This window comes from Sinorhizobium sp. RAC02, assembly GCF_001713395.1.
GTDB lineage: Bacteria > Pseudomonadota > Alphaproteobacteria > Rhizobiales > Rhizobiaceae > Shinella.
In genome coordinates this window covers 2,741,157-2,764,530 of the sequence record NZ_CP016450.1, presented here as the reverse complement: position 1 = coordinate 2,764,530, position 23,374 = coordinate 2,741,157, and the positions used below count along the sequence as shown (strand labels likewise).

The following is a 23,374-nucleotide window of genomic DNA, read 5'->3' as shown; positions in this document are numbered from 1 at the left end:
ATCGCAACTGGTTAGAAAAGCGGCACCACCACGGAGGAAATGGAGATGGCAAAGGTAATCGTCTGGAACCTCGTGACGCTCGACGGCTTCTTCGAGGGCGAGAAGAAATGGGACCTCGACTTTCATAACCGAGCCTGGGGACCGGAGCTGGAAAAGCTCAGCAGCGACTTCGGCGCTTCCGCCGGTCTGCTCGTCTTCGGCCGTGTCACCTATGAGGGCATGAAGGCCTACTGGACGACGGCGGAGGACGAGGGCGAGGGCGAGGTGAAGGCCTACATGAATGCCCTGCCGAAACTTGTTGCCTCGCGCACGATCACATCGTCCGACTGGAACAACACCGAAATGACGGCCGACATTGTCGGCGAGATCACGAGGCGCAAGCAGGCGCTCGACAAGACGATCTACGTCTTCGGCAGCGCCGACCTGACGGATTCGCTCCTGAAGGCCGGTCTCGTCGACGAGGTGATGCTGGCGATCGTGCCGGTACAGCTCGGCAAGGGCACGCCCTTCTTCAAGGAAGGCGCGCGGCGCGATTTCGATCTGGTCGAAGCCAAGCCGCTTTCGAATGGTGCAATTCTCGCGCGCTATGCACCGGCTACGGCCTGATAAACATTTCTTGAAGAGATGTGTTGAAACAAACCACGGTGTTGACCCCTTGCGGCGCTAGGGTGGGTTGCGGACGCGGCCCGCCGTCTCGTTTGCGATCGAACAAGGGAAACCACCATGCGCACGAACGCACTTCTCGCTGGAACCATGCTCGCCGCCACACTTCTGGCTGCTCCGACTTTCGCCCAGACGGCAAAGACGGCCGAAACCGAAAATGCCAACGCGCCTGACCAGAAGCCGGCCTTCGAAAATCAGACCCGCGCGGCTCTTCCCGATGCGGTGCCTGAGATCAGCGTCGATGTCGTGGCGGAAGGCCTGCCGCATCTCTGGGCCATGGAATTCCTGCCCGACGGGCGCATCCTTGTGACGACGAAGGAAGGCGCCATGCATGTCGTCTCGCAGGAAAACGGCGAGGCAAGCCCGCCGATCGAGGGCGTTCCAGCGGTCATGTCCGAAGGGCAGGGCGGCCTGCTCGACGTGGCGCTGGCCCCCGATTTTGAAAGCTCCAACCGCATCTACTTCTCCTTCTCTGAACCGCGCGAGGGCGGCAACGGCACGTCGGTCGCCTCAGCGCGGCTGACAGAAGAGGATGGCAAGCTGGCACTCCAGGACCTGAAGGTGATCTTCCAGCAGATGCCGACCTATGACGGCGACAAGCACTTTGGCTCACGGCTGGTTTTCGGCCCGGAAGGTCAGCTCTACGTGACCGTCGGCGAGCGCTCGGACCGCGAGACGCGTGTCGGAGCACAGGATCTCGGCAGCGGCTTCGGCAAGGTTTTCCGCATCGACGCGGAGGGCAAGGCGCTTTCCGACAATCCCTTTGCCAAGCAGGACGGCGCGTTGCCGGAAATCTGGAGCTATGGTCGCCGTAACCTGCAGGCCGCCACGCTGGATGGCCAGGGCCGCCTGTGGACCGTCGAGCATGGGCCGAAGGGTGGCGACGAGTTGAACCGCCCGGAGGCGGGCAAGAACTACGGCTGGCCGAAGGTGACCTATGGCATCGAATATAGCGGCAGCCCGGTCGGCGAAGGCATCACCACGCTGCAGGGCACGGAACAGCCGGTCTATTACTGGGATCCGGTAATCGGCCCCTCCGGCATGGCCTTCTACAACGGCGACGCCATTCCGGAATGGAAGGGCGCCTTCCTGATCGGCGGCCTCGTCAGCCAGGGCCTCGTCGTCTTGCACATGGAGGGCGACAAGGTGGCCCGCGAGGAACGCGTGCCGCTCGACGCCCGCATCCGCGACGTGAAGGTCGCGCCGGACGGCACCGTCTTTGCGTTGACGGAAGGGCGAGGCGGCGGGGAATCGACGATCCTCAGGCTGGTGAAGGCAAGTTAGCGCCGGGAAGCAATCAACCGCGCAGGTTCGCGAAGCGCACCGAATAGATGCGGTCGCGACCGAGCATATGGGCGATGAGGTTTGGCCGGTCGAAGAGACCGATCATCGCCTTGTGGCGCAGATCGAGGCCGCCGGTCATCAGACCGAAGGCGGGCATCAGCATCCGCTTCCCATCGGTTGCAAAGCAGGGGCGGCGCACCGCCTTCTCGCGGCGGACGACGGTGGCGGCCGGATGTAGGTGTCCGGCGATCTCGCCCGCGGGGGAAATCAGCGACGGCTCGTGGCGGAAGGCAAGGCCGGCATAGTGCAGTTCGTCGGCGGATTGGCCGGGCAGGTCGACAGTGCCGTCCGGATCATGGTTGCCGTTGATCCAGATCCAGTCGCGCCCGCGTGCAAGGTCCGTGATCTTGCTGCGGAAAATCTCCGGAAGATGGGCGGAGCCGATACGATCGTGGAAATTGTCGCCTAGGCTGACGACGATTGCCGGATCGTGCCGGGTGATGACGGCTTCCAGCACCTTGAGCGTTGCCAGCGTATCGTAGGGCGGCAGCATCATGCCGCGGCGCGCGAAGGCCGCGCCCTTTTCGAGATGCAGGTCCGAGACGACGAGCAGGCGGGTTTCCGGCAGGTAGAGCGCGCCGAGCGGATCGCACACGGCTTCCACGCCCGCGACGACGGTGCGCGCCGAGACGGCGTCGAAATCCTGTATGCCCATCGATGCCAGAGCCAACCTCTGCATGCGCGTTCTATTCCTAAATCTGCGTCTCGCCCATCGCCTCGGCGATCAGGTCTTCGGCTGCTTCTGCCAGCAGCGAATCCTGCGCCTCGCCCGCCACCGGTTCCTTGCCGATTTCCAGCATGATCGGCAAGGCGAGCGGTGAAATGCGGTCGAGCCGCCGGTGCGTGATGTGGCCCTTGATTCGCATCAGCATATCGCCCAATCGCTGAATATCCAAAAGCCCCGCCGCTGCATCGCTGCGCGTAGCTTCAAGCAGGATATGGTCCGGCTCATGGCTGCGCAGCACGTCGTAGATCAGGTCGGCGGAAACGGTGACCTGCCGCCCGGTCTTTTCCTTGCCCGGATGGCGTTGCTCGATCAAACCCGCAATCACGGCGCAATTGCGGAAGGTGCGCTTGAGCATAAAACTTTCGTCGAGCCAGGCCTCCAGGTCGTCGCCCAGCATGTCCTCGTCGAAGAGGTTTTCGAGCGACGGGCGTTCGACTGCGAATGTGTAGCCGAGATCGTCGAGCGCCCAGATGGCGAGCGAATAGTCGGTCGCGACGAAACCGAGCGGCCGGCGGCCGGCGCGCTCCAGCCGGCGCGTCAAAAGCATGCCGAGCGTCTGATGCGCCAGCCGTCCCTCGAAAGGATAGGCGACCATGTAGTGGCGGCTGCCGCGCGGGAAGGTTTCGATGAGCAGTTCGTCGCGCTTCGGCAGGGCTGAAACATCCCGTTGCAGGGCGAGCCAGTCGCGCACCTGCTCGGGCAGTGCGCCCCAGCGCTGCGGGTCGTCCAGCATGCTGCGCACCTGATCGGCGAGGTAGGTAGAGAGCGGGAATTTGCCGCCGGCGTAGGCCGGAACCTTCGGGTCGAGCGAGAAGGCCTGGGAAACGAGACATTCGTTTTCGCGGATACCCTCGAAACGCAGCACCTTTCCGGAAAACAGGAACGTGTCGCCGGGCGCCAGCATTTCGAGAAAATATTCCTCCACCTTGCCGAGTGAGGCGCCGCCGCGGCCGATGGTGCCCTTTGCGCCGCGTTTGACCATGCGCACGTTCAGCATCGGCATTTCGACGATCGTGCCGAGGTTCAGGCGGTATTGCTGGGCAACGCCCGGATTGGAGACGCGCCAGAGCCCGTCCACCGTCTTGCGGATGCGGGCATAGCGCTCGTAGGTTTTTAGCGCATAGCCGCCGGTCGCGACGAACTGCACGATCCGGCCGAACTTTTCGCGGGGCAGATCGGTATAGGGCGAGGCGGAGGTGATTTCGGCAAACAGCACGTCTTCGTCGAAGGGCGCGGCGCAGGCCATGCCGAGCACGTGCTGGGCGAGCACGTCGAGCGTGCCCTGGCCGACCGGCGGCGTATCCTGCGCGCCGAGGTAATTGGCGTCGAGGGCCGCCTGGCATTCCATCACCTCGAAACGATTGGCGGGAACCAGGATCGCGCGGCTCGGCTCGTCCATGCGATGGTTGGCGCGGCCGATGCGCTGCGCCAGCCGCGAGGCACCCTTTGGCGCGCCGACATGGATGACGAGATCGACGTCGCCCCAGTCGATGCCGAGATCGAGCGTCGAGGTGGCGACGACGGCGCGCAGCTTGTTTTCCGCCATGGCCGCCTCCACCCTCCGGCGCTGGCCGACATCCAGCGAGCCGTGGTGCAGTGCGATCGGCAGCGTGTCCTCGTTGATGCTCCAGAGCGCCTGGAAGAGAATTTCCGCCTGGCTGCGCGTGTTGACGAAGAGCAGCGACGTCCTGTGCGCCTTGATCGCCTCATAGACCTCCGGCATGGCGTACTTCGCCGAATGGCCGGACCACGGCACGCGATCCTCGCTCTTGAGGATGGTGATGATCGGCTTCGCGCCAGAGGGTGCGGTGACGAGGCCGGCATGGGTTTCCCTGTCCGGCTGCTGCGCGACCAGCCAGCGGCGAAGGTCCATCGGCTCGGCGACCGTCGCCGAAAGCCCGATGGTGCGCAGCCCCGGCGCAAGACGGCGCAGCCGGGCGAGGCCAAGCGACAGCAGATGGCCGCGTTTGGAGGTGACGAGCGAATGCAGCTCGTCGAAGATGACGTATTTCAGGTCCTTGAAGAACCGCTCCGCCTCGCCGTTGGCGATCAGCAGCGCCACCTGTTCCGGTGTCGTCAGCAGGATGTCCGGCGGGCTGAGCCGCTGGCGCTGGCGCTTGGCCTGCGGCGTGTCGCCGGTGCGGGTCTCGACCGAGATCGGCAGGCCCATCTCGGAAACGGGCTTCATCAGGTTGCGCTCGATATCGACGGCAAGCGCCTTCAAAGGCGAGATGTAGAGCGTGTGAATGCCGGTGAAGGGACTGCCTGGCGGGATTTTTCCGCGACGCGTGAGATCGGTCAGGGCAGGGAGGAAACCCGCCAGCGTCTTGCCCGCGCCGGTCGGAGCGATGAGGAGAAGGCTTTCACCGCCCGACGCCCGCGCGAGCAGCTCCAGCTGATGCGCACGCGGCTGCCAGCCCTTGGCCGAAAACCAGTCGGTGAAGGGTTTTGGCAAAAGAGCAAGGCCGGCGGCAGAATCGAATGTGTTCACGCGCCTAAGCTAGTGACGGGCAACCGAATGTGAAGCGGCTTCGGCAAAAATAGGTTCACATGGCGATGTAGCGGTCGGCGCGGTGGTTGACGGTAAGGAACAGGTTCAGCACCACGGCGCCGACGACCGAGCAGAGCACGATGAAGGGCGGGGCGACCAGGAAGGCGGCGGCCAGCACGAAAAGATCGAAGGCAAGTTGGACGAGACCGGCGCGGATGCCGAAACGCTCCTGCAGGTAGACCGCGAGTACCCCGACGCCGCCAAGGCTGGCGCGGTGGCGGTAGAGGCCGAGCAGGCCGAAGCCGAGCAGGATGCCGGCCAGCACCGCCGTCCACATCGGATCGATGCTCTCGATGCGCACGAAATGGGGTTGCAGCTCGGTGATGACGGAGGTGAGCGAGACGGCGATGATGGTCTTGATCGTAAAGGCCCAGCCGAGGCGCTTCAGCGCCAGCACGTAGAAGGGGATGTTCACGACGGTGTAGAAGAGGCCGAAGCTGTAGCCGGTGAGATAGTGCAGGATGAAGGCGACGCCGGCCGTGCCGCTTGCCACCAGCCCGGCGCTACTCATCAAGGCGAGGCCGAGTGCGGCGATCATGCTGCTCGCAAACAGGCCCTGCGCATCTTCCAGCGGGGTATGGCGGGTCGGGGTGGGGTTCCAGAAGCCGTAACGCCGCTTGTCAACGTCCATGCCTGATCTCCGATGGTCTTTGTGTTGTATAGGGCGCCGCCGCCCGTGCAAGCTTATCCCTGCCGCCGCGCGAGGAAGAGCAGGCCATGCACCGGCTGGCCGGCATCCCGCCGGATCACGCTCTTTTCCAGCGCGACGAGGTCGAAGCCGTTTTCCACCATCCGTCGGCGGATGAAGGCTTCCGGATGGGCGTAGCGCAGCGACGGGCGCAGCAGGGGCGCATCGCCCTCGCCGCCGTCCTCGACGGAAAAGGCGAAGAGGCCGCCGGGTTTGACAAGCCGGGCGACGCTCGGGAAAACCTCTGCGAGATCGCCGAGATACATCAGCACGTCGGCAGCGCTGACGAGGTCGGCGCGCGCGTCCACTGCCGCGGCAAAGAGGCCACTTGTTTGCGCCGGCAGCGACAGGTCGACCTGCGCCAGATGATCGTAGACCGCCTTTTCCCCTGCTTTCGCCAGCATGCCGGCGGACAGGTCGAAACCTTCGAGACTGCCGGCATGGGCACGGATTTCCACGCCGAACAGGCCGGTGCCGCAGCCGATATCCGAAACGAGGTCGAACCGTGCGTCTTCGTCGGCATGCTTGCGCACGAGGCGGGCGAGCGTCTGCGGCACGGTGTAGTCCAGCCGCTCGACGAGAGCCGTGTCGAAGCGGTTGGCATAGTCGTCGAAGAGGCGTTCCACATAGGAGCTCGGGGGCGCGGCGGGGGCTTCTGCGGCGCCCAGCACGGCAAGTTTCAGGCCGGCGCCGAAAATGTCGGTCGGGTCGAGGGCCACGACTTTTTCGAGTGCGGCGGTCGCCGCCTCCTTGCGGCCCGATTTCTCGGCATATTCGGCGAGCCGGAACCAGCCGGCGGCCCAGGTCGGTACCTGTTCGAGCGCCTGTTCCATGACCTCGTATGCCTCCGCGAACTCGCCCGATTCCGCAAACATGCGGGCATAGTCGGCGCGACGGTCGGCGATGAGATCGCCGGAGGAAAAATGCGGGCTCGTCATCGGTGCTTGTCGGGGGGCTCGGAAACGGGGAACTGCGACGCTACATGGCAGGGCCGCGGCAAAAGGCAAGCGAATTCTCGGACCGGCGACCATTGCTTGCGGCGCAAGGGTTGAGCGCTTATCTGAAGGACACGAATTTTTGGAGAATCAGCGGATGTCGAATGGCGTGAACGGGTTTCTTGGCGACAGCCCCCTGCGCGTGCTCATCAAGCTCCTGATCCTGTCGGTGGCGGTGGGCTTCCTGATGTCGATCTTCGGGCTTTACCCGGACGATATTCTGTTTGCGGTGCGCGATTTCTTCCTCGACCTGTGGAACACCGGCTTCAAGACGCTCGGGCGCCTCGGTGATTACCTGCTGCTCGGTGCCGTCATCGTCATACCGGTCTTCATCCTCATCCGCCTCGTGAGCTATCGCCGCTGATCATGCTGTCCCGCCGTTCTTTTCTCACCGCCTCCGCCGTGGCCGCCGCAGCGCTTGCCGCGGGCTGCTCCACCACCAGCGTTTTGAGCCCGTCGGCCGGCACTGGCAGCGACCAGACGCCGACCTCGCTTGCTCTCGTCAACAAACTGAGGGCCGACCGCGGCCTGCCGGCGCTTTCTATCGACAAGGCGGCGCAGCGTGCGGCGATGGACCAGGCAAGCCGCATGGCCTCTGCCGGCAAGATGGAGCACAATATCGGCTTCGGCGCCAATTTCGCCAAGCGCATGAAGGGCATGGAGGTGGCGCTGCCGGCGGCGGAAAACATCGCCGCGGGGCAGGATAGTGCGACAGAAGCCTTCGATGCCTGGTATCGTTCACCAAAACATCTGGAAAACATGTTGGGGAAGAGTTTTCAGGGCCTCGGCGTTGCGGTGGTGTCCAATCCCTCGTCCGGCAACCGGCCTTACTGGGCGATGGTGCTTTCGGGCTGAGTTTCCATATTCGTAGCAATTGGAGCGGCGCGTGGACCGAAATCGAGATCAGCAGATCGTCCGGATTGCCGAGCTTGAAATCGATCCCGCGCAGCTCGATGCGTACAAAGCCTTGCTTGCGGAAGAAATCGAAGCATCCGTTCGGCTCGAACCGGGCGTCCTGATGCTGCATGCGGTTTCCCTTGTCGAAGCGCCGGAGAAGATCCGGCTGCTGGAAGTCTATGCCGATGAAAGCGCGTATCAGGCCCACCTCGCCACGCCGCATTTTCAGAAGTACAAGATGCTCACGGCCTCCATGGTTCGCGCGCTCCGCCTCGTGCCGGTGACGCCGATCCTGATGAGTGCCAAGTAGAGGGCAGGGCATGAGCGCGACGGCAGCAAGCGAAAACGAGGGCGCAGGTCCCTTCAAGGTGACGCACCGGCTGGTGCTGGCGATCGCCATTCCCATGACGCTCGGTTTCCTGACGACGCCGCTGATCGGGCTGACCGACACGGCGGTTGCCGGCCGGCTCGGCTCGGCGGATGCGCTTGCCGGCATGGCCATCGGCGCGGTGATCTTCGATCTTCTGCTCGGCAGCTTCAATTTTCTGCGCGCCTCCACCACCGGCCTCGTGGCGCAGGCCTTCGGCCGCGGCGATCGGCGCGAGGAACAGGCGGTCTACTGGCGCTCTCTGATCATCGCGCTCTGTTGCGGGCTTGGAATCGCATTGCTCTCGCCGTTGCTGCTGTCTGCCGGGCTCTTCCTGATGGCGCCGTCGCCGGGTGTCGCGGAGGTCACGTCCACCTATTTCACGATCCGCGTGCTGGCCGCCCCCATGGCACTTGCCAACTATGCGCTGCTCGGTTTCGTGCTGGGGCGCGGACAGGGCATGACGGGACTGTTGCTGCAGGCGATCATCAACGGCATCAATATCGTGCTGTCGATCACGCTTGGCCTCGGGCTCGGCTGGGGCATTGCCGGCATCGCCTGGGGTACCTTTGCCGGCGAGACGATCGGCATGCTGGCGGGGCTCCTCATCGTCGTGTCGCGCTTCGACCGGGCTCATCGTCCCGCGCGGGCCGAAATTTTCGCACGCGAACGGCTGCGGGCGCTGTTCTCGCTCAACCGGGACATCATGATCCGCACCTTCGTGCTGATCGGCGCCTTCGCCATCATGACGCGCATCGGCTCGTCGATGGGTCCGCTGGTGCTTGCCGCCAATGCGGTGCTGATGAACATTTTTCTCGTCGCCGGCTATTATCTCGACGGCATCGCCAATGCGGCCGAACAGCTGGTTGGCCGGGCCTTCGGCGCGAATTTCCGGCCGGCCTTCGACCGCGCGGTGAAGCTCACCATGCTCTGGTCGTTCGGGCTCGGCGCGATCACGACGGCGCTCTTCCTCGCCTTCGGTACGGATGTGATTGGCCTGTTGACGACGACGGAAAGTGTCAGGGCGGAGGCGGCAAAATACCTGCCCTGGGCGGCGCTGACGGCGATCACCGGGGCACTTGCCTTCCAGATGGACGGCGTGTTCATCGGCGCGACCTGGTCGTCGGCGATGCGCAACATGATGCTCGCAGCCTTCGCCGGCTATCTGATCGCGCTTGCCCTCTTCGTGCCGCTCTTCGGCAATCACGGGCTCTGGCTGGCGCTCAATCTGTTCCTGGCGTTTCGGGGGATTTTTCTTGCGCTGCGCCTGCCGGTGCTGACGGCGCGGCAGTTTTCCGGGGTGGGCCGGAGCTAGGCTCCGACCCCTGCCATTCAGAACGGCTCGTCAAGCTGGGCGTCGATGTCCCGGGCATCCAGCGGCTTTTTCACCTGTTTCGGCTTCAGCCGGACGATGCGGTCGGGATTTTCCGCCGTCGGATTTTCCGGCACGGTGCCTGGCGGAAGCGCATTGAGGGCGATATCGGCTTTGCTGGTCCGCTCGATGGCCTCGCCCGAAGGTTGGTCCCGGCGCTGGACAAGACCGCTGACCTTGCCGTCTTCTTCTTGAATTTCCGCACGGGCGCGCAGCCAGTGCGAATATTCCCGGCCCTCCGGACGGCCTTCTTCCTCCCAGATGTCATGGGCTTTTTGGCGGATTCGTTCGTCGTGATCATCCATCGTATCGTCCCTTCCCGGCTTTTTTGGCCGTTTCGGCGGGATCGGTGCAGGCTACCGTCGATGCGAATCGGCTTTTGCCGGACACTCCACCCGCAGGGACGTAACCCGGAGGGAGGCCTTTGGTTCCCGTGGGATCAGAGGGGACGGTCCGCCCAATGGGCGGTGCGCGTGCCGCGAAGCGCGGAAATCGAGGCGATCTGCTCGCGATCACAAAGGCGCGATAAGCCGCTCACGATCTCGCCCGGCAAGGTAGGACCTGCATAGACCATGCAGGAATAGAGCTGCACGAGGTTCGCACCGGCGCGGATCTTTTCCGCCGCCGTCTCTGCCGAGGAAACGCCGCCGACGCCGATGATCGGCAGGCTTTCGCCGACGCGCTTGCGCATCTTGGCAAGCACGATCGTCGATTTTTCGAACAGCGGCTTGCCGGAAAGGCCGCCCGCCTCGCCGGCCTGGCTGGTATTGCGAAGGCCGGCACGCGACAGCGTCGTGTTGGAGACGATGAGGCCGTCCAGCGGATGGGCAAGCGTCACTTCCGCGATGTCGTCGAGGCCTTCTTCCGTCAAGTCCGGTGCGATCTTCAGGAAGATCGGCACATGGCGACCACTGCGGGCCGCCTCCTCCGCACGGGCAGCCAGAACGGCGGACAACAGCGCATGGAGACTGTCTTTTGCCTGAAGGTCGCGCAGGCCCGGTGTGTTGGGCGAGGAAATGTTGGCGGTGAAATAGCGGGCGACGTCGTAGAAGGTGTGGATGCCCGCAACATAGTCCGCGACGCGATCGGTGCTGTCCTTGTTGGCGCCGATATTGACGCCGATCAGCGCATCGCGTCGGCAGGCCTTCAGCCGTTCGAGTGCTGCTGCATGGCCGGCATTGTTGAAGCCGAGGCGGTTGATGACGGCATCGTCCTCCACGAGGCGGAAGATGCGCGGCTTCGGATTGCCCTCCTGGGCGCGCGGCGTCACCGTGCCGATTTCCGTGAAGCCGAAGCCGAGACGCAGCAGGGCTTCCGGCACCTCGGCATTCTTGTCGTATCCCGCGGCCAGGCCGAGCGGGTTGGGAAAGGTGAGGCCGGCAATGGTCTGTGCAAGGCGCGGATCGGGCTTTGCCGGGCAGGCCGGCACGATACCGGTCTTCAGCGCGGCGATCGACATGCCGTGCGCGGTTTCCGGGTCGAACAGGAAGAGGCCCTTGCGGCCAAGGGTCGAAAGCAGCGACATCAGAGGGACATCTCCGGAAACTGGTGGGTGCCGTCGGGGCCAAGCGGCAGGGGCTTTTCCCAGAGCACGGCGAACAGCGGCAGGGTGGCATAAAGGTGCGGGAAGAGATCGCCGCCACGCGATGGCTCGTAGACGAGTTTTTCGCCAAGGGAGCCGCCATCAACGGCGATGAGGAGAAGATCGCTCTGCCCGGCGAAATGACGGGCCGCTGTCTCCCGCGCCTGGGTCGCGGTGGAGAAATGGATGAAGCCGTCAGCGAGGTCGATCGCGGCGCCCTCGAAAATCCCGGTCTCCCTGGTTTTTTGCCACAGACTTGCCGGAACGATCTTGTAGATTGTTTTGGCCATCTCGCCCGTTTCTCCCAAGGCTACCGCATTCAACGGTAGCGCTTGCCGCAAAGAACGGCGAATGTCCACCGGCGACAGGCCCGGAAACCGGCTCTTGGAGGATTTTGCATGCGAATCTGCTCTCTGCCAGTGATTGTCGCCGCCACCCTTCTGGCGGGGTCCGCCCATGCCGAGGGCGAGGGGCGTTATCGCATGGAGAAGACCGAGGGCGGTTTTGTCCGCCTCGACACCACGACCGGCGAGGTTTCGCTGTGCCGCGAGCAGGATGGCCAGATCGTCTGCCGCATGGCCGCCGACGAGCGCGCGGCGTTCGAAAAAGAACTCGATCTGCTCACCAAGCGCGTCGAAGCCCTCGAAAAAGGGGGTGCAACCGCACTGAGCGATGCAAAACCCGCACTACCGACGGATGAAGAGATTGACCGGACGATGAGCATCATGGAAAAGATGATGCAAAGGTTCATGGGCATCGTGAAAAACCTGGAGGACGGCGAGGAGGAAACCGCCCCCGGGAAAGACACGATCCCGCAGAAGACCTGACGGAGTATTCCGCGCCGGCTGAGACCGTGCCGCCTCCGTCACGAGGTCCATATACTCTTGGGAGGGAGCGCATGGCATCGGCACTCACGATCATCATCGCGGATGACCATCCGCTGTTCCGCGGCGCGCTGAAACAGGCGCTGACCGGAATGGACGGCAATCCCGATATCGTCGAGGCGGGGGATTTCGAGGCGGCGCGCAAGTCGGCCGAGAGCAATCCCAATGCCGATCTGCTGCTGCTCGACCTCGCTATGCCGGGCGTCAGTGGCCTTTCCGGCCTCATCTCGCTCAGGGCCGAATTCCAGAGCCTGCCGGTCGTCATCGTTTCGGCAAGCGACGACCCGGCCACCATCCGCCGCGCGCTCGATCTCGGTGCCTCCGGCTTCATCTCCAAGTCGGCCTCCATCGAAGACATCCGCGAGGGCATCAGCCTAGTGCTGGAGGGCAATATCTATACGCCTGGCGGTTATGTGCGCGGGCCGGAGCAGGACAGCGAGGTGGCAGACCTCATCGCGCGGCTGCGCACGCTGACCCCGCAGCAGTCCCGCGTGCTTGCCATGCTCGCCGAGGGCCTGCTCAACAAGCAGATCGCCTATGAACTCAGCGTCTCCGAGGCGACCATCAAGGCGCATGTCTCGGCAATTCTCCTGAAACTCAATGTCGACAGCCGCACCCAGGCGGTTATCCAGCTCGGCAAGATCGGCGCCGCACAGGCGGCGGCCTGATCCTACTATTCCGCGGCCTCGCGCTGTATCGTTGAAAGCTGCGTCAGCCAGGCCCGCATGGAGGCGGGGCGGACGGGCTTGTTCTGCACGATGATATTGTCGCGTTCGGCTTCGGCGCGCACATCCGGTGTGCGGTCGGCGGTGACGAGCAGGGCCGGCACCTCGCGGCCGCGCGCCGCGCGCAATTTCCCGATCGCCGCAATGCCCGTGCCGTCGCCGAGATGGTAGTCGGCAATGACGGCATCGACTGGGGGTGCGCCACCCGCAACCATCGCCTCGACCGCCGCCATTGATTCGGCGAGCGTGACCGTGCAGCCCCAGCCGGAGAGCAACAACCGCATGCCGTCGAGGATTTTTGGTTCGTTGTCGATGCACAGCACCCGCAGGCCCTTCAACGGCTCGTCGCTTGCCGGCACCTCCGCGGGTTTGTCGGCCACGTGGCGGCTGGCGGCGGCGTCGATCGGCGCGCGCACCTTGAAACTGGTGCCGCGGCCGGGCGTCGATTGCAGTTCGACCGGGTGGGAGAGCACGCGCGAGATGCGGTCGACGATCGAAAGGCCGAGCCCGAGTCCGGGGGCGGTGCGCGCGCCCTCGTCGAGACGGGCGAACTCCTTGAAGACGGTGCGGAATTTCGAGGCGGGAATGCCGATGCCGGAATCAAGCACCTGGATGATGGCATGGCCGCCCTTGCGCCGCACACCGACCAGCACTTTGCCGGAGTTGGTGTATTTGATGGCGTTGGAGACCAGATTCTGCACGACACGGCGCAGCAGGTTCGGGTCCGTGCGTATGGCAAGCGACGAGGACAGCACGGTGAACTTGAGGTTCTTTGCGCGTGCCATCGGCGCGAAGTCGGTCTCGATGCGCTTCAGGAGATCCTTGAGCGGGACCGTCTGCACGCGCGGCTTCATCGCGCCCGTGTCGAGGCGGGAAATATCGAGCACTGCGCCGAGGATGGCTTCCACCGATTCGAGCGAGGAATCGATATTGTGGATCATCTCGCGGTTCTCCGTCTCACCGAGCCGTTCCACGAGGGTGGACGAGTAGAGGCGCGCCGCATTGAGCGGCTGGAGAATGTCGTGGCCGGCAGCGGCGAAGAAGCGCGTCTTGCCGATATTGGCCTCTTCGGCGGCCGCGCGGGCCTCGGCAAGCTCTGTGTTGACGCGGGTGAGTTCGACGGTGCGTTGTGCGACGCGCTGCTCCAGCGTTTCGTTGACCTGTTTCAGCGCCCGGTCGGCGGCCACCCGATCGGTGATGTCGGTATAGGTGGAAACAAAACCCTTTTCCGGCATGGCGTTGGTGCGGATTTCGACGATGCGCTCGCCGCCGCCCAGCACCAGCGCGAAAGGCTCGTCAAACGTCATGGTGCGGGTGATCGCCGCCTCGCGATCGGTCTCCGCGATATCGCCGCGTTCGACGAGGATTTCGACGATATCGGAGAGCGGAAAGCCGACCTGGCCGACATATTCCGGCAAATCGAGCAGATGGCGAAAGCGGCGGTTCCAGACGGTGAGGTTACCGGCGCTGTCGAAGACGGCGATGCCCTGGTCCATCTGGCCAAGTGCCGTCTGCAGCATGTCCTGATTGTATTGCAGGGCTTCGCTGGCCTGGTCGAGCAGCCAGTCCGTATCCGTCGGCGTGTCGTCGATGCGCTGCAGCACGAGCGAGAGCACGAGGCGGGCGGAAGAGGAGCCGATGGCGCTGCCGAGCAGCTGTTCGGAAAAATGCACGATGGCGGCATCCGCCGGTGCATTGTCCTCCAGCCAGCGGCCGACCTGTCGCTCATAGGTGTGGAAGGAGCGCTGCATGCGCTCCTCCCCGAGATACTTGGCAATGGTGGTCTTGAGGTCGCGCACGGTCACTTTCGTGCGGCGACCACGAAAGGCGCGTTCGAGGCGTGGTTTCGAGCGAATGAAGGTGCCGGCCTGAAGGCGCTCCAGCGAGGTCGGGTTGCGCGTCAGCGAGCCGATCACATAGGCGCCGATATTGACCATCATGGAAAGCAGCGTCGCGTTGACCAGCGGATCGGCTGCCTCACCGGTAAAGATGGTGGAGCCGGGAAACAGGAAGCCGAGCACGGTTTCGGCGACATAGGCATTGTCCGCAACGCCGATGCTCGGCAGAAAGAGCAGATAGGCCCAAATGACGAGGCCGCAGATCATGCCGGCCATGGCGCCGCGCGCATTGGCATTGCGCCAGAACAGGCCGCCGAGCAGTGCAGGCGCCACCTGCGCTACGGCGGCAAAGGCCAGGAGGCCCATCGAGGCAAGCCCCGCATTCGCCGTCGCCGCGCGATAATAGGCATAGCCGAGCAGCAGCACGAAGAAGATGGCAAGGCGCCGGATGCGCAGCAGGATGCGTGAAAGATCGTCCTGCTGCTCGACGCCGCCGATGAGGTTGCGGCGCAGCACCACCGGAATGACGATGTCGTTCGACACCATGATGGAAAGCGCCACCGATGCGACGATGACCATGGCGGTGGCGGCGGAGAAGCCGCCGATGAAGGCGATGAGCGTCAATAGCGGCTGGTCGAGCGCGAAGGGCAGGGTCAGCACGTAAAGGTCGGGATCGCCCGTGCCGTTGAAGGTCAGCACGCCACCGATGGCGACGGGCAGCACGAAGAGGTTGATGGCGATCAGATAGAGCGGGAAGAGAATGCCGGCTGTGCGCAATTCGCCGGCCGTGCGGTTTTCCACCACCGTGACGTGAAACTGGCGCGGCAGCATGACGATAGCGAAAGCGGAGAGCGTGATCAGCAGGATCCACCGCGCGATCGGCGTCTCATAGGACAGCGCCTGCATCATACGCTCGTTTTCGGATGCGCGCTGCCACAGGTCGCCCGGTCCGTCGAACATCACATAGATGACGTAGAGGCCGACCGAGGCGATGGCGATGAGCTTGACCAGCGATTCCATCGAGATGGCGAGGATGAGGCCGTCCTGGTGCTCGGTCGCGTCGGTGTGGCGTGTGCCGAAGACGATGGCGAAGCAGGCAAGGAATAACGTCACGACGAGTGGCAGATCGATGAGCCCGCCCGAGGCGGCGATGCCGAAGCCCGTCGTGTCGACCATGGCCGAGACGGAGCTGGAGACCGCCTTCAATTGCAGCGCGATATAGGGAATGTAGCCGATCAGCGAAATGAGGGCGACGACAGCGGCGACACCAGGATTCTTGCCGTAACGTGCGGCGACGAAGTCGGCAATCGAGGTGAGGCGTTCGGATTTGGCGAGTGTGACGATGCGGCGGAGAAGCGGCATGCCGAGGGTGAACATCACGATCGGGCCGATATAGATGCCGAGAAACTCAAGGCCATGTGTGGTGGCGAGACCGACTCCGCCGAAATAGGTCCAGGAGGTGCAGTAGATGGCCAGGCTCAAGGCATAGACGAGCGGCCGGCCCTTCGACGTGTGCCCGGCGCGTTTGGCCTTCCGGTCGCCGTAACTTGCTACCGCGAAGAGCAGGAGCAGATAGGCGAGTGCCAAGGCGAATATCAGTGAGCCCGGCATGCTTCCCCCCCGCAGTCCTTCGGCCGTCTTTCGGCAGAATAGGCCAAAGCGTTGCGGAAGGAAATTGCAGCTAAGGTCGGGGGTGAAAAGTCCCCCTGTGTAAACCCCTAAATATTGATGGATCGCAGTTTCCTAACGCGAAAAACTAAACTAGGTTGCTTCTGCGTCGCAGCAAAAGGAGACCCGTATGCTCAATGAGTTCAAGGCGTTCATCGCCCGCGGTAATGTTATGGACCTCGCCGTGGGTGTCATCATTGGTGCAGCTTTCAGCAAGATCGTCGAATCGGTCGTCAACGACCTCGTTATGCCGATTGTCGGTGCTCTGACGGGCGGCGGTTTCGACTTTTCCAACTACTTCATTGCGCTGTCGGGCAATGTGACGGCGACGTCGCTTGCGGCGGCTCGCGAACAGGGTGCAGTCTTTGCCTATGGCAGCTTCATCACCGTCCTGATCAACTTTCTGATCCTCGCCTGGATCATCTTCCTGATGATCAAGGGTGTGAACCGTATGCGCGCGTCGCTGGAGAAGGAAAAGGCTGCCGGTGCCGCCGAACCTGCACCGCCGCCGGAAGATGTGCTGCTTCTCACCGAAATTCGCGATCTTCTGAAGAGCCGCCCGGCCGCCTGAGGCGCTGCTCTCCCGTTTTCGAACGAAAGGCCCGGCTCGTCGGGCCTTTTATTTTATCGCCCAGCCCTTCAGGCGGGCGCGTTCGATTGTTGCAAGCAGGGCTTCTTCCGGAGAAAGTCCCAGGCGCTCGGACCGCCGCAGCAACCAGCCGGCGTGAACGAGGCGGATTTCGACGGGAACACTATCGATGCCTAGGGCAAGTGCTGCCGCCATGCGGTGCTTGCCGCTCGTGTGGCGCACAAGACGCCCGCTGGCATTGATCGCAACGCCGATATCGCGTTCGGCCAGATCCTGCCACAGCGAACGTGTCCAGCGGTGCCATTGCCCGGTCTGGTCCTTCAGGCCAAGATCGCCACGCGACACGATCCCGTTCTCCTCGATGTTCTCGATGAGGGCGAGATAGTACTCGAAGTAGCTGTCCAGCTTGTCGATCGTATCGATAGCCACGCGATTTCGCTGCACCGCAACGCCGTTGTTGATACTGCTGGCGTAGTGACGGTAGTGACGACCTTCGCGAAAACGCCGCCGCAGCTGGCAGATTTCCACGATCTCGCCGTGGGAGAAGGATCTGTCGATCGGCTGCAGGATCGGTCTCCAGTCGCCGCCATCGAGAAAATGTCGACCGATCCACCGTGGACGATTGCCGTCCAGAAAGTTGTCGCGCAGCCGCGTGCGCACGATTTTCGGATTGATCGTCAGGAACAGGGCATCGCCGAAATGGAAGTGGCTCTGCGTGGTGGAAAGCCCCGATCCGCCCTCCGTGGCAAGGTGCGCGACGGTTCGATTGAAGCGGCTGGTAAAACCGAACTTCGCCGCCAGAAAATCATGCACCGGGATCCAGTCGAGAAAACGCCGGGCAAGCGACGGCGCTGGCGGCCGCATGTCGGGCGGCAGCCGTTGGTAGACGGGTCCTGGAAACGTGTACCGGTTGGCCAACCCTGTATCCGACTTGCTTTCGATCACCGCGCGCGCGGTTGGGCGGCAGACAGTGCCGCATCCATGACAAATAAAACACGGTTTGCAAAGGCTCAGGTGAAGTCGCCAACAGGGTTTACCGCCTTCACGGGGTATTCCTGGCGGGTTCATGCCCTCTTATACAGATGGCAGCCGTGGGCCGCCGGCTGTATAAGGGGTTGCAGACTACGCCGTCGCTCCGACTGTTTTTGTCTGGTGGATTTCGACCAAACTCGGCCCCGTTCGAGCCGCGGCCCGCTCCAGTGAGGCCGGGAGATCGCGCACGTCGGCGAGGCGTTCGGAGGGCAGGCCATAAGCGGTGCCGATGGCGATGAAATCCGGCGCCGAGGGTTTTACGCCCTCCGGCGTGATGCCGGCATCGACCATGAAATTCTCGATCTCCTGGTAGCCGTCATTGTTCCAGACGAGGAAGACGACACGGGCATTCGCATCCGCTGCCGAGCCGATTTCCGACAGGGAGAATTGCAGGCCGCCATCGCCGACCAGGCAGATGATCGGCGCATCGGGTTCGGCAAGTGCCGCGCCCACGGCCGCAGGCGGCGCGAAGCCGAGTGCACCGTAACCCGTCGCGGCATTGAACCAGCTGCGTACGCGCGGCGCATCGCAATAGTAGTTGCCGGCATAGACGGCCTGCGTGGAATCGCCAACGATGATCGCCTTCGGCAGCGTCTTCCAGATCGCATCGATGATGCGGACTTCCGTCTGCATCTTCGGCGTCAGCTCGTTCCAGGCATTTTTGCGTACAGTCTCGGCGCGTGCTGCACCGTTGCTGATCGGCTTGTGGCCTTCCAGAAAGCCCAGCATGCCGGCCGCTGCCGTCTTGGCGCTGGAGAAGATCGACAGGCCAGACTGTGGCGTGCGAGCGAGCTGGGCCGCGTCGATATCGATGCGGATCAGCGTCTTGAGGCGCGGGAAGCCGCCATCGACATTGATGTCATAGTCCGTCGGGCCGAATTCGGTACCGAAAGCGACAACGAGATCGGCATCGGAGAGTAGCCGCCGCACGGCCTTGAGGCTGGGGCTTGCCGGAATGCGCAGCGGATGGCCGCCGAGCAGGCCGCGGCCATTGACTGTGGTGACCACCGGTGCGCCGATCCGTTCGGCGAGTTCGCGGATTTCCTCTTCCGCCGTGATCGCGCCGCCACCCGCTAGAATGACGGGGCGGGAGGCATTGGTGCAGAGGATTGCGGCACGCTGAAGCGTTTCCGCATCGGCGCGCGGGCGGGTCGCGACGGCGGCCGGGAAGCTGCCGGTCTCGATGGGTTTTGCCATCACGTCGGTCGGTATTTCGATATGCACGGGGCCTGGGCGACCGGAGAGCAGCACCGCGAAGGCGCGCTCCACGACAAGCGGCAGGTCGGCGGGGTTGAGCAGCGTGTGCGAATAGAGGGCCAGCGTCTTCATCATGCCCTGCTGGTCCGGCAACTCATGCAACAGGCCGCGGCCGTGACCCAGCGAATCGCGCCGGTTGACGCCTGAGATCACCAGCATCGGCACGGAATCCTGCCGCGCCTGTGCCATCGCCGTGATGGTGTTGGTGAGGCCGGGGCCGGTGATGACGAGGGCGACGCCCGGCTTGCCGGAAACACGGGCGTAACCGTCCGCCATGAAGCCGGCGCCCTGCTCGTGGCGCGGCGTGATGTGGCGGATCTTCGAGGCGGCGAGCCCGCGATAGAGCTCGACCGTATGCACGCCCGGAATGCCGAACACGACCTCGACGCCATTGGCTTCGAGCAGGTCGACGAGAACTTCGCCTACGGTTTTCGTGGTCATGCACGGCGCTCCTTGGGGCTTGCCGATCGGGCGGCGAGCGCTGCGATGCGTCGGCAGGCCTCGTCGATATGATCGTCGGGTACGGTCAGGCTCAGGCGGATATAGTCTTCGGCCGCATCGCCGAAGGACGACCCCGGCATGACGGCGACCAGTTCCTCGCGCAGCAGTGCCCAGGCGAAGTCCTCGCCGCTCAAGCCAGTCCCGGCAACATCGACGACGATGAACATGCCGGCTTCCGGCGGCAGCGGCAAAAGACCGGGAGCCTTGGCGAGGGCCGTGGCGAACCGGGTGGCGCGTGCCTGGTAGGTCCGGCGCATCGTGGCGGCGGTGGCGATCGGGTTGTCGAGCGCATAGGCCGTCATGTCGGCGATGAAGGGTTGGCCACCGAACAGCATGGTTTCGGAAACCGAGAGCAACCGCGTGCAGAATTCGGCCGGCCCGATCGCCCAGCCGCTGCGGAAACCGGGTGCGGCGTGGGATTTCGAGATCGAGGAGACGACGATGGTGCGCTCGGCGAGGCCCGGATTGTCGAAGGGCGAGGCGAAGGTGGCGCCGAAGACGAGCTGTTCATAGACCTCGTCGCAGACGATCCACAGGTCGTGCTTGCGGCAGACGGCGCCGATCTCGGCGATTTCTTCCGCGCTCAGCACCGCACCGGTCGGGTTGTGCGGTGTGTTGAGCAGCAGCACGCGGCATTGCGGCGTGATCGCGGCTTCAAGGTCGGCGGCCTTCATGTGAAAACCGTTTTCCGGGCGCAGCGGCACGGCAATGCGGTCGGCACCGGTGGAGCGGATGACGCCTTCATAGGTGGCATAAAGCGGATCGCCGACGAGCACGGCATCGCCCGCTTCGACGAGGCCGAGCATGACGGCAAAGAGAGCGGTCTGGGTTCCCGGGAAGCACAGCACGTTTTCGGCCGTCACATCGCTGCGGCGCTTGCGGTATTTCCGCACAAGGGCATCCACGACGGAGGGCTCTCCCCGGCCGTTGGAATAGCGGTGGCGGCCGGCATGCATGGCGCGTACGGCTTCGTTCAGCAGCATCGGGTCAGGGGCCACGTCCGGCTCGCCGATGGTGAGTTCGATGACGGCCTTGCCTTCTTTCTTCATCCGCCGGGCTTCGGCATGGATGGCCCATTTTTCTGAGCCGAGATTGGCAAGCCGGTCTGTGATGGATGCGTAGCGCATGGCCGTCCTCTGCATTTCATTTTGGTGTGGTTTAGCGATCGGCGCCCGCGGCGTCGACCGGCTTGAGACGTATTCCGACAATCGCCTCGATGGATGTCAGCGCGATCTCGACAAGTTCGCTTTCCCCGAAAAGTTCGCCCGCGAGGCAACCCTCCAGCCACAGGCCGTCGAGCAGGCCATTGACCGCGATGGCGAGCGTTCGGCAGCGCTCCGGCGAGGCATCCTCGCCGCGGGCGGCGAGGAAATCGGCGAGCAGGCTTTCCAGCGTTTCGCGAAAGCTCAGATAGCCTTCGCGGTGGATCGCGGCGAGTTCGGGATCGACGCTGACCCGGCTAATGAACGAGGCCCAGAGCGAGAGGCTGCGGCTGTTGGCGACCGGTTCCGTCAGGTTGATGACGATGAAGTCGCGCAGCCGCGTTTCCGGATCGCCCGTCACCCGCTCGGCCTTTTCGGTCAGCCGCGCGATGACGAGGCGATAGGCCTCCTGGAGGATATGCTCCTTGGACTGGAAATAATGCCGGATAAGCCCCGCCGTGACGCCCGCCTTGATGGCGATCTGCCGGACCGTCGCGCCCTGCAGGCCATATTCGGCGATGCAGTCGAGCGTCGCCTCGATCAGATCGTGGCGGCGTTCGGCCTCGGGGGCGCGATGGAAGGTTCGGCGGGCCATGGTCCCCCTCGTTCGTTGGTGCCTCAGGCGGCGCGGCGCAGCACCGGTCGCGTCAGGCAGGTCGGGCCGCCTTCGCAGGCGATGCAGAGCGCGTCGGCCTCGAAGGTCTGGACCGTGCAGCCGGCCGCTTCCATCGCCGCTTTGGTGGCCGGGAAACCCTCCACCATGATGACCTCGTAAGGCCGGGTCGGCAACACGTTTAGCGACAGGCCGTTGCTGGCATGGAATTCGTCGGCCGGCGCCTCGATGAGGCGGATGCCGCGCTTCTTGAGCAACTGGTAGAAAGCGGCCGGCAGAAGCGGTGCGAAGACCAGCGCCAGATCGTCGGCAAGCGGGCTCATCACGCTCATCAGGTGAAGGCAGGCTTCCTCGCCGTGCCAGAGCGGCAGGTCATAGGCAAGTACCGTGACGCCATGCGGCGCGAGGATCTTCGAGATCTGGTCGATGCCTTCCTGATTGGTGCGCACGCCGCGGCCGATGACCAGCGTCTTGGCGTCGAGCCAGATGCAATCGCCGCCTTCCACCGTGCCGTCGCCCTCGATGCGCCCGAGGATCGGAATCTGGCGCTCGGCATAGGCCTTTTCGTGCAGGGCGGTCTCGGCGACGCGCAGCGGCTTACCCATGCGCAAGAGGATCGCGCCATAGTCCGACATCAGCGACGGATCATGGGTGAACATGGCGTCGGCAAGACCATCGCCCTCGTCCTCCAGCCAGATGATCTCGCTGCCGGACTTTTCGACCAGGTCGGCGAAGGCCTTGTACTGGTGAACGGCGCGCGCGCCATCGAAGGTCGGGCCATAGTGCCACTTGGCGGGATCGGCGGCCTTCAGGCTTGCGCCTGGGCGGCGCATGAGAACGCGCATCAGGGGGGCCGACATTTCCTGCGAACCGTAGGCGGTCATTCAATGCTCCTGCTGGAAAATGGATCATGGGCGGGCGCTGCCGGAAAAGTCAGCGATTGGCCTATTATACGCTTGAATAATTTCTTAACAAGTGCCACGATGCTTTCAACAAGACGACACGACGGGCCGAAGATGCCCGCGGGAACGCTGAAAACAGGGGAAGTTTGGCATGATCCATGCATCGATTTTCCGTGCGCTGGAGACCTCTCCACGATGACGGAACGTGCCGAGGCAATCGCGGTCCGGGACCTGCACAAGCGCTTCGGGCCGCTTGAAGTTCTCAAGGGGGTTTCGCTCACCGCGCATGAAGGCGACGTCATTGCCATCATCGGCGGTTCGGGTTCCGGCAAGTCGACATTTCTGCGCTGTATCAACATGCTGGAACTGCCGAGTGCCGGCTCGGTGACCATCCATGGCGAGACGATTGCCATGAAGATGGACGGCCATGGCGGCATGATGCCATCGGACCGCAAGCAGGTGCAGCGCCTGCGCTCCCGCCTCGGTATGGTGTTCCAAAGCTTCAATCTCTGGCAGCACATGACCATCCTCGAAAACGTAATCGAGGCGCCGGTGCATGTTCTCGGCATCAGGAAGGATGAGGCAATCGCCCGCGCCGAGACGCTGCTGCGCCGTGTCGGGCTCCATGAGAAGCGCGACGCCTATCCCGCCTTTCTCTCCGGCGGCCAGCAGCAGCGCGCCGCAATCGCCCGGGCGCTCGCCATCCAGCCCCATGTCATGCTTTTCGATGAACCGACCTCCGCGCTCGATCCTGAACTGGTCGGCGAGGTGCTCTCCGTCATCGGCGACCTCGCCAAGGAGAAGCGCACGATGATCCTCGTCACCCACGAAATGAAGTTTGCCCGCAATGTCGCGAGCCACGTCGTCTTTCTCGCGAACGGCGTCATCGAGGAACAGGGCCCGCCGGACGAACTGTTCGGAGCGCCGAAATCGGAGCGGCTGAAGAAGTTCATCAGCTCCATTCACTGAGACCCAAA

The 23,374-nt window shown here is 63.8% G+C and carries 23 protein-coding genes; 10 read left to right on the top strand and 13 right to left on the bottom strand.

Annotated features, from left to right (window positions below; genetic code table 11):
- Window positions 1–45 precede the first annotated feature (45 nt).
- Both BSY16_RS13295 and BSY16_RS13290 read left to right on the top strand, forming a co-directional pair.
- Window positions 46–606, top strand: coding sequence for a dihydrofolate reductase family protein (locus tag BSY16_RS13295; RefSeq protein WP_069060103.1), 561 nt, complete (start codon window positions 46–48; stop codon window positions 604–606).
- A 117-nt stretch (window positions 607–723) separates the two neighbouring features.
- A complete protein-coding gene (locus BSY16_RS13290) occupies window positions 724–1,947 on the top strand; it encodes a PQQ-dependent sugar dehydrogenase (protein WP_069060102.1) in 1,224 nt (407 codons plus the stop codon).
- A 13-nt stretch (window positions 1,948–1,960) separates the two neighbouring features.
- Here the strand turns inward: BSY16_RS13290 and pdeM are convergent, their stop codons facing one another.
- Genes pdeM through BSY16_RS13270 form a run of 4 tightly spaced genes read right to left on the bottom strand, consistent with a single transcriptional unit; the run spans window position 1,961 to window position 6,911 of the window.
- A complete protein-coding gene (gene pdeM, locus BSY16_RS13285; RefSeq protein ID WP_069060101.1) occupies window positions 1,961–2,686 on the bottom strand; it encodes a ligase-associated DNA damage response endonuclease PdeM in 726 nt (241 codons plus the stop codon).
- A 13-nt stretch (window positions 2,687–2,699) separates the two neighbouring features.
- Window positions 2,700–5,225, bottom strand: coding sequence for a ligase-associated DNA damage response DEXH box helicase (locus BSY16_RS13280; RefSeq protein ID WP_069060100.1), 2,526 nt, complete (start codon window positions 5,223–5,225; stop codon window positions 2,700–2,702).
- A gap of 55 nt (window positions 5,226–5,280) precedes the next feature.
- A complete protein-coding gene (locus BSY16_RS13275; RefSeq protein ID WP_069060099.1) occupies window positions 5,281–5,916 on the bottom strand; it encodes a YitT family protein in 636 nt (211 codons plus the stop codon).
- 53 nt (window positions 5,917–5,969) lie between these two features.
- Window positions 5,970–6,911 carry a class I SAM-dependent methyltransferase gene (locus BSY16_RS13270; RefSeq protein WP_069060098.1) on the bottom strand — a complete coding sequence of 314 codons (942 nt, stop codon included), beginning with the start codon at window positions 6,909–6,911 and terminating at the stop codon, window positions 5,970–5,972.
- Between the two features lie 154 nt (window positions 6,912–7,065).
- On the opposite strand from BSY16_RS13270, the gene BSY16_RS13265 reads away from it, so the two are divergent.
- From BSY16_RS13265 to BSY16_RS13250, 4 genes are read left to right on the top strand one after another with little or no spacing between them, the layout of a single operon-like run.
- The gene (locus tag BSY16_RS13265) at window positions 7,066–7,332 is read left to right on the top strand and encodes a DUF6460 domain-containing protein (RefSeq protein WP_069060097.1); all 267 of its coding nucleotides are present in this window, start codon (window positions 7,066–7,068) and stop codon (window positions 7,330–7,332) included.
- 2 nt (window positions 7,333–7,334) lie between these two features.
- Window positions 7,335–7,823 (top strand): CAP domain-containing protein, encoded by a 489-nt coding sequence (locus tag BSY16_RS13260; protein ID WP_069060096.1) that lies wholly within the window; start codon window positions 7,335–7,337, stop codon window positions 7,821–7,823.
- Window positions 7,824–7,854: 31 nt separating this feature from the next.
- Window positions 7,855–8,175: a putative quinol monooxygenase gene (locus BSY16_RS13255; RefSeq protein WP_069060095.1), complete on the top strand. Its 321-nt coding sequence runs from the start codon at window positions 7,855–7,857 to the stop codon at window positions 8,173–8,175.
- A gap of 10 nt (window positions 8,176–8,185) precedes the next feature.
- On the top strand, window positions 8,186–9,547 hold the full coding sequence (locus tag BSY16_RS13250; protein ID WP_069060094.1) for an MATE family efflux transporter: 1,362 nt from the start codon (window positions 8,186–8,188) through the stop codon (window positions 9,545–9,547).
- 17 nt (window positions 9,548–9,564) lie between these two features.
- On the opposite strand, the gene BSY16_RS13245 is transcribed toward BSY16_RS13250, so the two are convergent.
- From BSY16_RS13245 to BSY16_RS13235, 3 genes are all read right to left on the bottom strand, one after another.
- The gene (locus BSY16_RS13245; RefSeq protein WP_069060093.1) at window positions 9,565–9,909 is read right to left on the bottom strand and encodes a DUF2934 domain-containing protein; all 345 of its coding nucleotides are present in this window, start codon (window positions 9,907–9,909) and stop codon (window positions 9,565–9,567) included.
- A gap of 134 nt (window positions 9,910–10,043) precedes the next feature.
- Window positions 10,044–11,129: a quinone-dependent dihydroorotate dehydrogenase gene (locus BSY16_RS13240; RefSeq protein ID WP_069060092.1), complete on the bottom strand. Its 1,086-nt coding sequence runs from the start codon at window positions 11,127–11,129 to the stop codon at window positions 10,044–10,046.
- The gene (locus BSY16_RS13235) at window positions 11,129–11,476 is read right to left on the bottom strand and encodes a DUF952 domain-containing protein (RefSeq protein WP_069060091.1); all 348 of its coding nucleotides are present in this window, start codon (window positions 11,474–11,476) and stop codon (window positions 11,129–11,131) included. Before BSY16_RS13235 ends, BSY16_RS13240 begins: the two co-directional genes overlap by 1 nt.
- 108 nt (window positions 11,477–11,584) lie before the next feature.
- Here BSY16_RS13235 and BSY16_RS13230 point away from each other — a divergent pair, with 108 nt between their 5' ends.
- Window positions 11,585–12,013, top strand: coding sequence for a hypothetical protein (locus BSY16_RS13230; protein WP_069060090.1), 429 nt, complete (start codon window positions 11,585–11,587; stop codon window positions 12,011–12,013).
- A gap of 71 nt (window positions 12,014–12,084) precedes the next feature.
- Window positions 12,085–12,738: a response regulator gene (locus BSY16_RS13225; protein ID WP_069060089.1), complete on the top strand. Its 654-nt coding sequence runs from the start codon at window positions 12,085–12,087 to the stop codon at window positions 12,736–12,738.
- Between the two features lie 5 nt (window positions 12,739–12,743).
- On the opposite strand, the gene BSY16_RS13220 is transcribed toward BSY16_RS13225, so the two are convergent.
- On the bottom strand, window positions 12,744–16,244 hold the full coding sequence (locus tag BSY16_RS13220) for a hybrid sensor histidine kinase/response regulator (protein ID WP_069060088.1): 3,501 nt from the start codon (window positions 16,242–16,244) through the stop codon (window positions 12,744–12,746).
- A gap of 187 nt (window positions 16,245–16,431) precedes the next feature.
- On the opposite strand from BSY16_RS13220, the gene mscL reads away from it, so the two are divergent.
- Window positions 16,432–16,872 carry a large conductance mechanosensitive channel protein MscL gene (mscL, locus tag BSY16_RS13215; protein ID WP_069060087.1) on the top strand — a complete coding sequence of 147 codons (441 nt, stop codon included), beginning with the start codon at window positions 16,432–16,434 and terminating at the stop codon, window positions 16,870–16,872.
- 48 nt (window positions 16,873–16,920) lie between these two features.
- Here mscL and BSY16_RS13210 read toward each other — a convergent pair whose 3' ends face one another.
- The 5 genes from BSY16_RS13210 to BSY16_RS13190 all read right to left on the bottom strand — a co-directional run bounded on the left by BSY16_RS13210 (window position 16,921) and on the right by BSY16_RS13190 (window position 22,379).
- Window positions 16,921–17,808, bottom strand: a complete 888-nt coding sequence (locus BSY16_RS13210) for a hypothetical protein (protein ID WP_150129957.1) — start codon at window positions 17,806–17,808, stop codon at window positions 16,921–16,923.
- Window positions 17,809–18,012: 204 nt separating this feature from the next.
- Window positions 18,013–19,620 (bottom strand): 5-guanidino-2-oxopentanoate decarboxylase, encoded by a 1,608-nt coding sequence (locus tag BSY16_RS13205; protein ID WP_069060085.1) that lies wholly within the window; start codon window positions 19,618–19,620, stop codon window positions 18,013–18,015.
- Complete coding sequence (locus tag BSY16_RS13200; RefSeq protein WP_069061532.1) at window positions 19,617–20,807, bottom strand: pyridoxal phosphate-dependent aminotransferase; 1,191 nt, start codon at window positions 20,805–20,807, stop codon at window positions 19,617–19,619. Before BSY16_RS13200 ends, BSY16_RS13205 begins: the two co-directional genes overlap by 4 nt.
- Before the next feature lie 31 nt (window positions 20,808–20,838).
- Window positions 20,839–21,477 carry a TetR family transcriptional regulator C-terminal domain-containing protein gene (locus BSY16_RS13195; RefSeq protein ID WP_069060084.1) on the bottom strand — a complete coding sequence of 213 codons (639 nt, stop codon included), beginning with the start codon at window positions 21,475–21,477 and terminating at the stop codon, window positions 20,839–20,841.
- Window positions 21,478–21,500: 23 nt separating this feature from the next.
- Complete coding sequence (locus BSY16_RS13190) at window positions 21,501–22,379, bottom strand: dimethylarginine dimethylaminohydrolase family protein (protein ID WP_069060083.1); 879 nt, start codon at window positions 22,377–22,379, stop codon at window positions 21,501–21,503.
- Window positions 22,380–22,592: 213 nt separating this feature from the next.
- On the opposite strand from BSY16_RS13190, the gene BSY16_RS13185 reads away from it, so the two are divergent.
- Window positions 22,593–23,366, top strand: a complete 774-nt coding sequence (locus BSY16_RS13185; protein WP_069060082.1) for an ABC transporter ATP-binding protein — start codon at window positions 22,593–22,595, stop codon at window positions 23,364–23,366.
- Window positions 23,367–23,374: the final 8 nt, after the last annotated feature.

Coding starts and splice junctions, on each gene's coding strand:
- BSY16_RS13275 (WP_069060099.1), bottom strand. CDS start 5,916: ATGGACGTTGACAAGCGGCGTTACGGCTTCTGGAACCCCACCCCGACC.
- BSY16_RS13225 (WP_069060089.1), top strand. CDS start 12,085: ATGGCATCGGCACTCACGATCATCATCGCGGATGACCATCCGCTGTTC.
- BSY16_RS13200 (WP_069061532.1), bottom strand. CDS start 20,807: ATGCGCTACGCATCCATCACAGACCGGCTTGCCAATCTCGGCTCAGAA.
- BSY16_RS13240 (WP_069060092.1), bottom strand. CDS start 11,129: ATGTCGCTGCTTTCGACCCTTGGCCGCAAGGGCCTCTTCCTGTTCGAC.
- BSY16_RS13195 (WP_069060084.1), bottom strand. CDS start 21,477: ATGGCCCGCCGAACCTTCCATCGCGCCCCCGAGGCCGAACGCCGCCAC.
- BSY16_RS13265 (WP_069060097.1), top strand. CDS start 7,066: ATGTCGAATGGCGTGAACGGGTTTCTTGGCGACAGCCCCCTGCGCGTG.
- BSY16_RS13295 (WP_069060103.1), top strand. CDS start 46: ATGGCAAAGGTAATCGTCTGGAACCTCGTGACGCTCGACGGCTTCTTC.
- BSY16_RS13235 (WP_069060091.1), bottom strand. CDS start 11,476: ATGGCCAAAACAATCTACAAGATCGTTCCGGCAAGTCTGTGGCAAAAA.
- BSY16_RS13260 (WP_069060096.1), top strand. CDS start 7,335: ATGCTGTCCCGCCGTTCTTTTCTCACCGCCTCCGCCGTGGCCGCCGCA.
- BSY16_RS13250 (WP_069060094.1), top strand. CDS start 8,186: ATGAGCGCGACGGCAGCAAGCGAAAACGAGGGCGCAGGTCCCTTCAAG.
- BSY16_RS13185 (WP_069060082.1), top strand. CDS start 22,593: ATGACGGAACGTGCCGAGGCAATCGCGGTCCGGGACCTGCACAAGCGC.
- BSY16_RS13245 (WP_069060093.1), bottom strand. CDS start 9,909: ATGGATGATCACGACGAACGAATCCGCCAAAAAGCCCATGACATCTGG.
- BSY16_RS13220 (WP_069060088.1), bottom strand. CDS start 16,244: ATGCCGGGCTCACTGATATTCGCCTTGGCACTCGCCTATCTGCTCCTG.
- BSY16_RS13190 (WP_069060083.1), bottom strand. CDS start 22,379: ATGACCGCCTACGGTTCGCAGGAAATGTCGGCCCCCCTGATGCGCGTT.
- mscL (WP_069060087.1), top strand. CDS start 16,432: ATGCTCAATGAGTTCAAGGCGTTCATCGCCCGCGGTAATGTTATGGAC.
- BSY16_RS13230 (WP_069060090.1), top strand. CDS start 11,585: ATGCGAATCTGCTCTCTGCCAGTGATTGTCGCCGCCACCCTTCTGGCG.
- pdeM (WP_069060101.1), bottom strand. CDS start 2,686: ATGCAGAGGTTGGCTCTGGCATCGATGGGCATACAGGATTTCGACGCC.
- BSY16_RS13205 (WP_069060085.1), bottom strand. CDS start 19,620: ATGACCACGAAAACCGTAGGCGAAGTTCTCGTCGACCTGCTCGAAGCC.
- BSY16_RS13290 (WP_069060102.1), top strand. CDS start 724: ATGCGCACGAACGCACTTCTCGCTGGAACCATGCTCGCCGCCACACTT.
- BSY16_RS13270 (WP_069060098.1), bottom strand. CDS start 6,911: ATGACGAGCCCGCATTTTTCCTCCGGCGATCTCATCGCCGACCGTCGC.